The 12,105-nt window shown below is 62.4% G+C and carries 11 protein-coding genes; 6 read left to right on the top strand and 5 right to left on the bottom strand.

Annotated features, from left to right (window positions below):
* Window positions 1-3: 3 nt before the first annotated feature.
* Window positions 4-1,011, bottom strand: coding sequence for an amidohydrolase family protein (locus ACE4QZ_RS10555; protein WP_021785477.1), 1,008 nt, complete (start codon window positions 1,009-1,011; stop codon window positions 4-6).
* A gap of 116 nt (window positions 1,012-1,127) precedes the next feature.
* On the opposite strand from ACE4QZ_RS10555, the gene ACE4QZ_RS10550 reads away from it, so the two are divergent.
* Window positions 1,128-1,991, top strand: coding sequence for a pirin family protein (locus ACE4QZ_RS10550; protein WP_021785476.1), 864 nt, complete (start codon window positions 1,128-1,130; stop codon window positions 1,989-1,991).
* A gap of 29 nt (window positions 1,992-2,020) precedes the next feature.
* Here ACE4QZ_RS10550 and ACE4QZ_RS10545 read toward each other — a convergent pair whose 3' ends face one another.
* The 4 genes from ACE4QZ_RS10545 to ACE4QZ_RS10530 all read right to left on the bottom strand — a co-directional run bounded on the left by ACE4QZ_RS10545 (window position 2,021) and on the right by ACE4QZ_RS10530 (window position 5,757).
* On the bottom strand, window positions 2,021-2,746 hold the full coding sequence (locus tag ACE4QZ_RS10545) for a dienelactone hydrolase family protein (protein WP_021785475.1): 726 nt from the start codon (window positions 2,744-2,746) through the stop codon (window positions 2,021-2,023).
* A 78-nt stretch (window positions 2,747-2,824) separates the two neighbouring features.
* The gene (gene htpG, locus ACE4QZ_RS10540; protein ID WP_021785474.1) at window positions 2,825-4,732 is read right to left on the bottom strand and encodes a molecular chaperone HtpG; all 1,908 of its coding nucleotides are present in this window, start codon (window positions 4,730-4,732) and stop codon (window positions 2,825-2,827) included.
* Between the two features lie 69 nt (window positions 4,733-4,801).
* Window positions 4,802-5,284, bottom strand: a complete 483-nt coding sequence (locus ACE4QZ_RS10535) for a PaaI family thioesterase (protein WP_003251519.1) — start codon at window positions 5,282-5,284, stop codon at window positions 4,802-4,804.
* Complete coding sequence (locus tag ACE4QZ_RS10530) at window positions 5,281-5,757, bottom strand: PaaI family thioesterase (RefSeq protein ID WP_021785473.1); 477 nt, start codon at window positions 5,755-5,757, stop codon at window positions 5,281-5,283. The genes ACE4QZ_RS10535 and ACE4QZ_RS10530 overlap by 4 nt, the downstream gene beginning before the upstream one ends.
* Window positions 5,758-5,911: 154 nt before the next feature.
* Here ACE4QZ_RS10530 and ACE4QZ_RS10525 point away from each other — a divergent pair, with 154 nt between their 5' ends.
* The 5 genes from ACE4QZ_RS10525 to ACE4QZ_RS10505 all read left to right on the top strand — a co-directional run bounded on the left by ACE4QZ_RS10525 (window position 5,912) and on the right by ACE4QZ_RS10505 (window position 12,095).
* On the top strand, window positions 5,912-6,223 hold the full coding sequence (locus tag ACE4QZ_RS10525) for a hypothetical protein (RefSeq protein ID WP_021785472.1): 312 nt from the start codon (window positions 5,912-5,914) through the stop codon (window positions 6,221-6,223).
* A 205-nt stretch (window positions 6,224-6,428) separates the two neighbouring features.
* Window positions 6,429-7,592 (top strand): efflux RND transporter periplasmic adaptor subunit, encoded by a 1,164-nt coding sequence (locus ACE4QZ_RS10520; RefSeq protein ID WP_279934778.1) that lies wholly within the window; start codon window positions 6,429-6,431, stop codon window positions 7,590-7,592.
* On the top strand, window positions 7,593-9,563 hold the full coding sequence (locus ACE4QZ_RS10515) for a MacB family efflux pump subunit (protein WP_279934776.1): 1,971 nt from the start codon (window positions 7,593-7,595) through the stop codon (window positions 9,561-9,563).
* Entirely contained in the window at window positions 9,560-10,999 is a 1,440-nt protein-coding gene (locus tag ACE4QZ_RS10510; protein WP_279934775.1) for an efflux transporter outer membrane subunit, read from the top strand. The genes ACE4QZ_RS10515 and ACE4QZ_RS10510 overlap by 4 nt, the downstream gene beginning before the upstream one ends.
* A 76-nt stretch (window positions 11,000-11,075) precedes the next feature.
* The gene (locus ACE4QZ_RS10505; protein ID WP_003251532.1) at window positions 11,076-12,095 is read left to right on the top strand and encodes a GNAT family N-acetyltransferase; all 1,020 of its coding nucleotides are present in this window, start codon (window positions 11,076-11,078) and stop codon (window positions 12,093-12,095) included.
* Window positions 12,096-12,105: the final 10 nt, after the last annotated feature.

The following is a 12,105-nucleotide window of genomic DNA, read 5'->3' as shown; positions in this document are numbered from 1 at the left end:
AGGCTAATGGCGCGCCTTGGGCAGCACCGCCAGAAAGTTCTCACGGGCCACCTTGTGCGCTACCGCCTCCGGCAAGGCATCCAGAAACGGTTTGAACCCGTGCATCTGCTCCCCCAGGCTGCCAAACCGCCCTACCACATCCGAACCCAGCATGAACCGCTCCGGGAAGCGCTCGACCAATGCCAGCCATTCCTCGCGCGGCTTGCCCTTCTCGTTCAGCAGATAAGGCTGCAGCACACTCCACGACAAATCGACATACAGGTTCGGATAGTCCTCCAGCAATCGCGTCAGCACTGGCAGCAGAAAGTCCATCTGCGTCTGGTGGCGGTGTATCTCCATGCTGCTGCCCGCGTGCGCCCAGATGAATCGCGTATGCGGGTGATTGCGCAGCGGCTCTTCGATCTCCGCCAGGTACAGCGGGTTGCGCTCGCGCTTGGAAGTAAGGTTGGAATGCAGGAGCACGGGCAGGTCGCGCTCGGCCGCCAGGTAGTAGATACGCGTCATGGCTTCATTGTTGGCACGTGGCGTGTCGCCACTGGTCAGCGCTGTCAGGTCATCATGGCGGGTGAACACCTCTCCGATGCCCTGCCACAGCCCTGGGTACATATCGAGCATGCGCTCGATATGACTGACAGCGTTCTTGTCCACCGGGTTGAAACCGCTCAAAAACGGGTGAAAACGTTTGCGCTGCTCGATCGGCAGCTGCTGCAGAGCCGCAGCCACGTAGGTGTCTGTGGCGCTGTACCAGTAGGCATCAGCGTCATCACCGGCGTAGTAGCGCGGGCGTTTGGGTTCGTCTTCGTGCCATTTCTTGGCCACTGGTATTCCGGAAATCATCGACTGCTCGATACCCGCAGCATCCATGGCCTCAAGCAGGGCCGGCATGCCTTCGCTTTCCTGGAAAAAGTCCACGTAATGCAAATGGGCATCGCTGTAGCGGTAGTCGCGTGCCTGGGCCGCCTGGCTTAGACAGGCAGACAACATCACGCAGGCCAGCGCTCTGGCAATCATGGGCAGGTTCCTTCTCCGAGTATGAAAACAATAGACCGGCCGGCCAACGCGACGGTTCAGCCACAGCAGGCAAACCGTTATGCTTGAAGCACTGTCACCTCGCCTGGAGCCGTCCCATGAGCAGCCCCCTGGTCATTCACCCCCGTGCCGAATCGGTCGAGGGCCAGCCGATCCTGCGCCCGCTGCCATCGGCCCAGTGCCGCAGCGTTGGCCCGTTCGTGTTTTTCGACCACATGCTCGAAACCGACTACGCCCCGGGGCATGGCATGGACATCCGCCAGCACCCGCATATCGGCCTGTCCACCCTGACCTACCTGTTCGAAGGGGCAATCCAGCACAAGGACAGCCTGGGTTCGGACCAACACGTGCTGCCCGGCGATGTCAGCTGGATGACGGCTGGCAGCGGCGTGGCCCACGTCGAGCGCACGCCAGCGGACGCCCTGGCCCATGGCTCACGTCTGCACGGCCTGCAGGTATGGCTGGCGTCGCCGCGTGAGCATGAACAAGGGCCGGCGAGCTACAGCCATCACCCTGCGGCGAGCCTGCCGGTCAGCGACAGCCTGGGGGTGCGTATCTGCATGATTGCCGGCAGCGGGTTTTGCCTGACGTCCCCGGTACCGGTGCTGTCCCCCACCCTGTATGCCCATGTCCGGATGCAGCCGGCGACTACCCTGCTGGTGCCAGAAGAGCCTGCGCAGCGTGCGCTGTACCTGCTCGACGGTGAGCTGATGATGAATGACGAGGACGTGGCGCCGTGCAGCCTGGTGGTGCTTGCGGAGGGCGAAGCGGTGACATTGTATGCTGAAGGTGAGTGTCAGCTGGTGCTGATAGGTGGCGCACCGCTGGATGGGCCGCGGCGGATGAACTGGAATTTCGTGGCCAGCGACCCGGAACTGATCGAGCAGGCAAGGGCCAGGTGGGCTGCCGGGGATTGGCCTGCGGTGCCAGGGGAAACTTCGAGGATCGAGTTGCCTCGGTGATTGGGGCCGCTTTGCGGCCCCGTGCACTGTCAGCGCTGGAACACTTCAGTCAGCAGGTTATGCATTGAGCGGAACGCCCGCTCCGAGGTCCGCCGGTCATACTGCATCTTGCCCGGTACATTGGCACTCGGGTCGGTGAACGAGTGCACCGCGCCGCCGTAACTGAGCAACTGCCAGTCCACCTTGGCTGCGTTCATCTCGTCTTCGAATGCGGGCAGTTGCTCTTTAGGCACCAATGGGTCGGAGGCACCGTGCAACACCAGCACCGAGCCCTTGATGTGCTTGGCATCTTCAGGGTTCGGCGTGTCCAAGGTCCCGTGGAACGACACTGCCGCGCGCAGATCGACGCCGCTACGGGCCAGTTCCAGGGCGCAGCAGCCACCGAAGCAGAAGCCGAAGGTGGCCACCTTGCCAGGCTCCAGCAGCGCCTTCGACTGCCCCAGCAATTGCGCCAAGGCTTCCTGCATGCGCTTGCGCAGTTCGCCACGGTCATTCTTCAGCGGCATCATCGCCACGCCTGCCTCATCGGCATTGGACGGGCGCACCGATTGCCCGTAGAGGTCGGCAATCAGCACCACGTAGCCCTTCTCGGCCACTTCCTTGGCGATCCGCTCGGCACCTTCGCCAATGCCCATCCAGTTCGGCGCCATCACCAGGCCCGGACGGCCCAGCACCCCTGGCTCATAGACCAAACGGCTTTCGTAGGCCTTGCCAGACAGGTGATAAACCAGCGATTCGACGATAACTTTGCTCATCTAGCACTCCTTTGGCACTTCTCACAAAAAGGCTGCCATGAAAAAAGCCCGCCGAAGCGGGCTTTCCTATGCATCAACTCAAGCAGACAGCTCGACAAGTAGCTTGTTCAGGCGACGAACGTACGCCGCCGGGTCCTTCAGGCTGTCACCGGCCGCCAGTGCCGCCTGATCGAACAGGATGTGCGAAAGCTCGGCGAAACGGTCTTCGCTCTGCTCGTGGTCCAGCTTCTCGATCAGCGGGTGAGTCGGGTTGAACTCGAAGATCGGCTTGGACTCCGGCACTTTCTGCCCGCTGGCTTCCAGAATCTGGCGCATCTGCAGACCCAGGTCCTGCTCACCGATGGCCAGAATTGCCGGCGAGTCGGTCAGGCGGTGCGATACGCGCACTTCGGCCACGCTGTCACCCAGCGCTCCTTTCAGTCGCTCGACCAAACCTTCCTTGTCCTTGGCGACTTCTTCCTGGGCTTTCTTGTCTTCTTCCGAGTCCAGCTTGCCCAGGTCCAGGTCGCCACGGGCGATATCGACAAAGGCTTTGCCGTCGAACTCATTGAGGTAGCTCATCAGCCACTCGTCAATGCGGTCAGTCAGCAGCAGCACTTCGATGCCTTTCTTGCGGAAGACTTCCAGGTGCGGGCTGTTCTTGACCTGCGCGTACGACTCGCCGGTGAGGTAATAGATCTTGTCCTGACCTTCCTTGGCGCGGGCCAGGTAGTCGGCCAGGGCGACGCTCTGCTCGCCGCTGTCGTCCTGAGTGGACGCAAAGCGCAGCAGACCGGCGATTTTCTCCTTGTTGGCGAAGTCTTCGGCCGGGCCCTCTTTCAGCACCTGACCGAAGTTTTTCCAGAAGCCCTTGTACTGCTCGGGTTCGTTCTTCGCCAGCTTCTCCAGCATGTCCAGCACGCGCTTGGTCAGCGCGGTCTTCATCGAGTCGATGATCGGGTCTTTCTGCAGGATTTCACGCGACACGTTCAGCGACAGGTCGTTGGAATCGACCACACCCTTGATGAAGCGCAGGTACAACGGCAGGAACGACTCGGCCTGGTCCATGATGAACACACGCTGCACGTACAGCTTCAGGCCGCGCGGTGCTTCGCGCTGGTACAGGTCGAACGGCGCACGGGCCGGCACGTACAGCAGCGAGTTGTATTCGAGCTTGCCTTCGACCTTGTTGTGGCTCCAGGCCAGCGGGTTTTCGAAGTCATGGCCAATGTGCTTGTAGAACTCCTGGTACTCCTCGTCCTTCACCTCGGTGCGCGAACGGGTCCACAGGGCGCTGGCGCGGTTGACGGTCTCCCACTCCTCGGCCGGCTGTTCTTCACCTTCGGCGGCGGCGGCCTGCTCTTTCGGCAGTTGAATCGGCAGGGCGATGTGGTCGGAATACTTCTTGACCACGTTGCGCAGGCGCCAGCCATCGGCGAACTCCTGCTCGTCCTTCTTCAGGTGCAGGACGATACGGGTACCGCGCTGTGGTTTGTCGATGGTGGCGACTTCGAATTCGCCCTCGCCTTTCGACGACCAGTGCACACCTTCGGCCGCTGGCTGACCAGCACGGCGGCTGTACACGTCGACCTTGTCGGCAACGATGAACGCAGAGTAGAAGCCCACGCCGAACTGACCGATCAGGTGCGAGTCTTTCTTCTGGTCACCGGTGAGGTTCTTCATGAAGTCGGCAGTGCCGGACTTGGCGATGGTGCCCAGGTGGGCAATGACGTCTTCGCGGCTCATGCCGATGCCGTTGTCCTCGAGGGTCACGGTGCCGGCGTCCTTGTCGAAGCTCAGGCGAATCTTCAGGTCAGTATCGCCCTCGAACAGCTCTGGCTTGGCCAGGGCTTCGAAACGCAGCTTGTCGGCGGCGTCGGAAGCGTTGGAAATCAGCTCCCGCAGGAAGATTTCCTTGTTCGAGTACAGCGAGTGAATCATGAGGTGCAGCAGTTGCTTCACCTCGGTCTGGAAGCCCAACGTTTCCTTTTGTGTTTCCACAGTCATGGTCTTCGAAACTCCGATCTGATGGCGGTGGCGCCTGGCGGCCGGTTCGGCCAGCGTTAACGGCGGATGTCATGCAGATGGGGGCTGCCCGGATGATTTCAAGGGCTTTTCCGGTTCGATCTTGAAATGCGCACGGGCCGTGGCAATCGGCGACTGTCTGTCGCCCTGCCAGGCAGTGATGGCCACGTTGGTCACCCGCCGGCCCTGGCGCCACAGCTGGCACTGGGCGTAGGTATCGCGAAAATGCCCGGCGCGCAGGTAGTCGATGGAAAAGTCGATGATCTTCGGAATGCTTGCGCTCTCGCTGTAGATCAGCAGGTACAGCGCTGCCGACAGCTCCATGAAGCCGGCGATCACGCCGCCATGGATGGCCGGTAGCAGCGGGTTGCCGATATTGTCCGGGCTGGCCGGCAAGCGGAACAACACATCATCGCCCTGACGCTCGCATTCGATGCCGATCAGCCCGGCATAGGGAATCAGCGCCAGCAATGGTCGATAGTCGCCTACCGCATGGGCGGCGTTGAGCTGCTGACGCACCGCGTGTGGAATCATGCGTCGCCCTCCTTCAGGCTGTCGCCGAAACGGATGCCGCCCTTGATGTCCTGGCCCAGGCGCATGAACGTGCCGACCACTTGGCAAATGGGCTGGTCGGGGTCGTCCTGGTAGGCGGTGCCACGGGTGAAGATCACGTCGCGGGTTACACGGTAGCACTGGGCGTGGCCGTAAATGTCCTTGCCCGCCTCAGCCGGGTGCATGTAGTCGATGCGCAGGTCCAACGTCGGGCACACTTCGAAGCGCGGCAGCACACACAACGTGGCCATCCCACAAGTGGTGTCCATCAGCGTGGTCAGTGCACCGCCGTGCACGGCACCGGTTTGCGGGTTGCCGACAATGGCCGGCGACCATGGCAGGACCAAGGTCATGCCATCGCCATCGGCCTGCGCCACGCGCATCTGCAACAACTGACAATGTTTTAACGCCGAGAGAAAGCGCTCGGCCATTGCCATCAAGGTTGAATCGCTCATTGGCTGTTTCCACCGGCCGCAGGGCAGCGGCATGAATTCGTTTAAAAGTCTATATAGAACCGGACGTTATATATCTGTATTCTTCGTTGAACTTATTCCGCGTAGTGGCACTCGAAGGAACAAGTCACTTATTCCACCAAGGAGAAACATCCCCATGCGTAAACCTTTTGCTTTTGCTCTGATGCTGGCCGCTGCCATGGGCCTGGCTGCTTGCGATAAAGCGAGCGAAGACAAAGCCCAAGACGCACAGCAACACGCCGAGCAAGCCCAGGAAAAAATGGGTGAAGCTCAGGATAAGATGAACGAAGCAGCCAAGGAAAACGCTGAAGCTGCCAAAGATCAGGCCGAAGCCGAGCAGAAGGCTGCCGAAGAAGCCGCTCCGGCTACTCCGGCACCAGAAGCAGCTCCGACTACTCCGGCGCCAGAAGCAGCTCCAGCTACTCCGGCAGAACCTGCCAAGCAGTAACTTGAGCGAACAAAAAAACCCGACAACTGTCGGGTTTTTTTGTGTTCGCAAGTTGCAGCTTAACCGTTTAAGCCGATAGTTCACTCGCCTTCGGCAACTATCACCCCCCGTCCCGTGCCGCGCAGTAAATTTTGCGGGCTGCTTCTCGTTCAAAGTACAACCCCGCGACGTGTCTCGGAGGAATTTACTTTGGCCGGAACCCTGCATGAAACGTCCCCTCTTGGCCCGTCGGGCCCTGATCACCTTATTTGGTCTGGCAACACTGCTGGCCGTGAGTGCCTGGCAGATCATGCCGCCCAGCCGCAACGGCCTGAATACCGTCACTGTCAGCCGGGGTGATATCGAGAGCAGCGTTACCGCCATCGGCACCTTGCAGCCACGCCGCTATGTAGACGTCGGCGCCCAGGCATCCGGGCAAATCCGTGCCATCAAGGTCGAGGTCGGCGACACGGTGCAAGAAGGCCAGTTGCTGGTCGAGATCGACCCGTCCACGCAACAGGCCAAGCTGGATGCGGGGCGCTACTCGATCGAGAACCTGCAGGCACAGCTGCAAGAGCAACGTGCCCAGCATGAGCTGGCCCGGCAGAAGGCCCGGCGCCAGCAGAGCCTGGCGGCGGGCGGTGCCACGCGCGAAGAGGATGTGCAAACGGCGCGCGCCGAACTCAAGGCCACCCAGGCGCGCATCGACATGATCCAGGCGCAGATTCGCCAGGCCCAGGCCAGCCTGCGCAGTGACCAGGCCGAACTGGGTTACACACGCATCTATGCCCCCATGAGTGGCACCGTGGTCGCACTGGATGCCCGCGAGGGGCAGACGCTAAACGCTCAGCAGCAGACCCCGCTGATCCTGCGCATCGCCAAATTGTCACCGATGACGGTCTGGGCTGAAGTGTCGGAAGCGGACATTGGTCATGTCAAACCCGGCATGCACGCCTATTTCACCACGCTCAGCGGTGGCACCCGGCGCTGGAACAGCACTGTACGGCAGATCCTGCCGGTGCCGCCCAAGCCGCTGGAGCACGCCAACCAGGGCAGCGGCAGCCCGGCCAGCAAAAGCAATGGCCGCGTGGTGTTGTATACGGTCTTGCTGGACGTCGATAACGCCGACGGCGCCCTGATGGCGGAAATGACCACCCAGGTATTCTTCGTCGCTGACCGTGCGCACAATGTGCTGACCGCCCCGATTTCTGCGCTGAACCCAGGCAAGCAACCCGATCGCAGGCTGGCACAGGTACTGACGAAACACGGCGCCATCGAGAATCGCGAAGTACGCACCGGCATCAGTGACCGGCTGCGCGTGCAGATTCTCGAAGGGCTGGAAGAAGGAGACCACCTGCTGATCAGCCCCTTGCTCAGTGCGGGAGGGTAAATGCCAGTCCCACTGATCGAGCTGCGCGATATCCGCAAATGCTATGGCGGCGTCGATACACCGCGAATCGAGGTGTTGCGCGGCATCAACCTGAGCATTCACGCCGGTGAATTCGTCGCCATTGTCGGTACCTCTGGCTCAGGCAAGTCTACGCTGATGAACATCCTCGGCTGCCTGGACCGCCCCTCCAGTGGCGACTACCTGTTCGCGGGTGAACAGGTGGCCAGCCTGGACAGTGACGCACTCGCCTGGCTGCGGCGTGAAGCCTTCGGTTTCGTGTTCCAGGGCTATCACCTGATTGCCTCCGGCACCGCCCAGGAGAATGTCGAAATGCCGGCAATCTATGCCGGTATGCCCGCCGCCGAGCGCCACGCGCGCGCCCATACCCTGCTCACCCGCCTGGGCCTGGCCGAACGCACCGCTAATCGCCCGCACCAGTTGTCCGGCGGCCAGCAGCAACGCGTATCCATAGCCCGCGCGCTGATGAACGGTGGCCACATCATTCTGGCAGACGAACCCACTGGCGCCCTCGACAGCCGCAGCGGTACCGAAGTCATGGCCCTGCTCGACGAACTGGCCAGCCAGGGCCATGTGGTGATCCTCATCACCCACGACCGGGAAGTCGCCGCACGAGCCAAGCGCATCATCGAAATCCGCGATGGCCAGATCATCAGCGACCAGGCCCAGCCTGAGCCACTGCCCGCTTCGCCGCCCAAGAGCGAGGTGCTGCAGGCCGTCGACCTGCGCCAGCGCCTGAACGACGGCAGCGAGCACAACGGCGCCTGGAAAGGTGAACTGCTGGACGCCGTCAAGGCGGCATGGAGGGTGATGTGGATCAACCGCTTCCGCACCGCACTGACGTTGCTGGGCATCATCATCGGCGTGGCGTCGGTGGTGGTCATGCTGGCCGTGGGTGAAGGCAGCAAGCGCCAGGTCATGGCGCAGATGGGCGCTTTCGGCTCCAACATCATCTACCTCAATGGCAAGCCACCCGCCCCCAGGGCGCCGGAAGGCATCATCACCCTGGACGACACCCGCGCCATCGCCACCCTGCCCCAAGTGCGCATGATCATGCCCGTCAATGGCGGCAAAGCCGGTGTGCGCTATGGCAACCAGGACCTGAAGCTCTATGTCGGAGGCTCCAACACCTACTTCCCGCAGATATTCAACTGGCCAGTGGCCCAGGGCAGTTTCTTCACCGAGGCCGACGAAGCCGCCGGCGCGGCAGTGGCGGTGATTGGCGAAAAGACCCGGGAAAAACTGTTTGCCGACCGCAACCCGGTGGGCCAGTACATACTTATCGAGAACGCACCGTTCCAGGTCATCGGGGTACTGGCCGGCAAGGGCGCCAGTTCTGGCGACCAGGATGCCGACGCCCGAGTGATGGTGCCCTACACCACGGCCAGCGTGCGCCTGTTCGGCAACCAGGCCCCGGAATACGTGGTGATCGCCGCTGCAGATGCGCGCCAGGTGAAGCAGACCGAGCAGGTCATCGACCAGTTGCTGCTGAAACTGCACAACGGCGTACCCGACTTCGAACTGACCAACAATGCGGCCATGATCCAGGCCGAAGCCAGGACGCAGAACGCGCTGTCGCTGATGCTGGGCGCCATTGCCGCCATTTCGCTGCTGGTGGGCGGCATCGGGGTGATGAACATCATGCTGATGACCGTACGCGAGCGCACCCGGGAAATTGGTATCCGCATGGCCACCGGCGCGCGCCAGCGCGACATCTTGCGCCAGTTCCTCACCGAAGCCGTGATGCTGACCATGGTCGGCGGCGTCAGCGGCATCGCCCTGGCATTGCTGGTCGGCGGTGCCCTGAGCCTGGCCCAGGTCGCCGTCGCCTTCTCGCTGCCCGCCGCCATCGGTGCCTTCGCCTGCGCCGTGGTCACCGGTATCGCATTCGGCTTCATGCCCGCCCGCAAGGCCGCCCGGCTCGATCCGGTGGCCGCCCTCACCAGCGTATGAGTACCCCAACGTTGATCAAACCCTTGCCCCTGCTCGGCGCCTGCCTGCTGCTGAGCGCCTGCGCCACCCCGGCAACGCCGCCACAACACGGCGTGCATGCCCCGGCCCGCTGGCAGGCGGCCACGCCCGAGGCCCCACCACGCCACTTGACCGGCTGGTGGCAGTCGTTCGGCAGCCCTGCACTGAACCAGCTGGTGGAGCAAGCCCGCACCGACAGTTTTGAAGTCGGCGCGGCCATGGCCCGGGTTCGCCAGGCACAGGCCGATGCGGTCATTGCTGGCGCCCCCTTGCTGCCCGAGGTCACCGGGGCCGCCAATGCCAACCGCGAGCGCCTGCAGCACGGCAACGGCTACAGCCAACTGAATTCCAGCCCGACCCAGCGCACCACTCATTACCTGGATGTGGCCCTGAAGGCCAGCTATGAGGTGGACTTCTGGGGCGGCAACGCGGCAGCGCGCGAGAGCGCCCTGTACGGCCTGCAAGCCAGTGAGTTCGAGCGCGCGACCGTTGAACTGACCTTGCTCGGCAAGGTTGCCGACAGTTACATGCAGGCGCTGGCCTTCCAACAACAGGGGCATATCGCTGACCTCAACCTGATCAACGCGGAGCATGTCCTGCAACTGGTACAAACCCGCTTCGATGCAGGCTCGGCCACGGCACTGGAACTGGCCCAGCAACAAAGCCTGGTCGCCTCCCAGCAACGGCAACGTCCTCTCTACCAGCAACAGGCCCGGGAGGCCCTGATTACCCTGGCGACCCTGGTCGGGCAGCCGGTGCAGAACCTGCAACTGGGCAACACGCGCTTTGAACAGCTCAAGTGGCCCTCGATCAATGCGGGCCTGCCCAGCGAACTGATCAGCCGACGGCCGGACATCGCCAATGCCGAGGCCAAGCTGGCGGCGGCTCAGGCCAATGTGCGCGTAGCCCGTGCCGCGATGCTGCCCAAACTCAACCTGACGGTGATCGTCGGCAGCGGCAACGATCATTTCCCGGACGTCTTGCGCAACCCTTTCACCAGCCTCGCCGCAGGCCTGATCACGCCGGTGTTCGACAACGGCCGCCTGCGCGCTGAGCGCGACAAGGCGGTGGCAACCCAGGACGAACTGCTGCAGAACTACCGCGGCGCCATCCTGGCTGGTTTCAGCGATGTGGAAAAGGCCCTCAATACCCTGGACGGTATCGACCGGCAACTGCATTGGCAGGCCATCGAACTGCAACAGGCGCGCAAAGCCTTCAACATCGCCGAAAGCCGCTACCAGGCAGGTGCCGAGGACCTGCTGACCGTCCTGCAAACCCAGCGCACCCTGTACCAGGCTCAGGACGAGGGTGTGCAACTGCGCCTCAAGCGGGTCATGGGCAGCATCGCCCTGTACAAGGCCCTGGGCGGCGGCTGGCAGGTCGATGGCGCTGAAGCAGGTGCCATACCCGGCGCTTAAACATCGGCAGGTGCGGTTCGTCTTTATCCATGGACAGCACCCGACAAGTCGCACTCGCCCCCTCACAGGAAGCCCTATGAACGCACCCTCTTTCAGTCTGATCCTGGCCGATGGCCGCAAAGCCAGTGCCCAGGATGAAACGCCAGAGAGCGGCAGCCTGCGCCTCGACAGCAGCGCCGCCATCCCCTACCGGGAGGTCGACAACCGCATCGTCTTCGAGCAACTTCCGCCAGCATTTCCGGCCAGCGCGATGCTGGCGGTACTGGCGACCCGTTTCTGCCACCGCAAACAATGCAACGAGGTGAATGTGCAGGTCCCTGGCGACCGGGAATTTGCCGTGCGTGCCGTACGTGAAGGCATTTTCGATCATTGGCAGGTCGACGACCAAGGCAGGCTTGCCCTGCGCTGCACCCGCCAGACCTTCTGGCAGCAACCCCTGCCATGGCTGCGTGAGCCGGCCAGCGTGCACACTGCCCCGCGTTATTGCTTCAGCGGCGAGAAACGCCACCCACAACGCCCGCCCAAACCGGCGGGCGAAGTCTATCGACGCCATCTGCCGAAGCTGAACGCCACCTTTTCACTGCGCACCATCGACCCGGTGAAGGACCTTGCAGCCTTCAACCGCTGGATGAACCTGGAGCAAGTCGCGTTCTTCTGGGAGCAGACCGGCACTCCGGAAGAACATGCGCAATACATTCGCGAAATGCTCGACGACCCGCGCGTACACCCGCTGATCGGCTGCTTCGATGACGAACCCTTCGCCTACTTCGAGGTGTACTGGTGCAAGGAAGACCGCATCGCCCCCTACTACGACGTCGCCGATTACGACCGTGGCTGGCATGTGGTGATCGGCGAGCCCAAGCACCAGGGCATCGGCAAACTGCGCGGCTGGTTCCGCTCGCTGATGCATTACATGTTCCTCGATGACCCACGCACCCAGCGGATTCTCGGCGAGCCGCGCATCGACCATACGCGCCAGATCGACTTCCTCAAGTCCCAGGGGTTCGGCCACCTGAAGGACATTCAACTGGCCCACAAGAAAGCCGCTCTGCTGCGTCTGGAGCGTGAAGCCTTCTTTGATGACCACGTCCTTTGATCCGCCTGGA

The sequence above is a fragment of the Pseudomonas sp. DCA-1 genome (genome assembly GCF_046523955.1).
GTDB classification, from domain to species: Bacteria; Pseudomonadota; Gammaproteobacteria; order Pseudomonadales; family Pseudomonadaceae; genus Aquipseudomonas; species Aquipseudomonas putida_Y.
The sequence above is the reverse complement of the archived record's forward strand: the minus strand, read 5'-3'. Positions and strand labels throughout refer to the sequence as shown.

Coding starts and splice junctions, on each gene's coding strand:
- ACE4QZ_RS10545 (WP_021785475.1), bottom strand. CDS start 2,746: ATGAGCAAAGTTATCGTCGAATCGCTGGTTTATCACCTGTCTGGCAAG.
- ACE4QZ_RS10555 (WP_021785477.1), bottom strand. CDS start 1,011: ATGATTGCCAGAGCGCTGGCCTGCGTGATGTTGTCTGCCTGTCTAAGC.
- htpG (WP_021785474.1), bottom strand. CDS start 4,732: ATGACTGTGGAAACACAAAAGGAAACGTTGGGCTTCCAGACCGAGGTG.
- ACE4QZ_RS10530 (WP_021785473.1), bottom strand. CDS start 5,757: ATGAGCGATTCAACCTTGATGGCAATGGCCGAGCGCTTTCTCTCGGCG.
- ACE4QZ_RS10525 (WP_021785472.1), top strand. CDS start 5,912: ATGCGTAAACCTTTTGCTTTTGCTCTGATGCTGGCCGCTGCCATGGGC.
- ACE4QZ_RS10520 (WP_279934778.1), top strand. CDS start 6,429: ATGAAACGTCCCCTCTTGGCCCGTCGGGCCCTGATCACCTTATTTGGT.
- ACE4QZ_RS10550 (WP_021785476.1), top strand. CDS start 1,128: ATGAGCAGCCCCCTGGTCATTCACCCCCGTGCCGAATCGGTCGAGGGC.
- ACE4QZ_RS10505 (WP_003251532.1), top strand. CDS start 11,076: ATGAACGCACCCTCTTTCAGTCTGATCCTGGCCGATGGCCGCAAAGCC.
- ACE4QZ_RS10535 (WP_003251519.1), bottom strand. CDS start 5,284: ATGATTCCACACGCGGTGCGTCAGCAGCTCAACGCCGCCCATGCGGTA.
- ACE4QZ_RS10510 (WP_279934775.1), top strand. CDS start 9,560: ATGAGTACCCCAACGTTGATCAAACCCTTGCCCCTGCTCGGCGCCTGC.
- ACE4QZ_RS10515 (WP_279934776.1), top strand. CDS start 7,593: ATGCCAGTCCCACTGATCGAGCTGCGCGATATCCGCAAATGCTATGGC.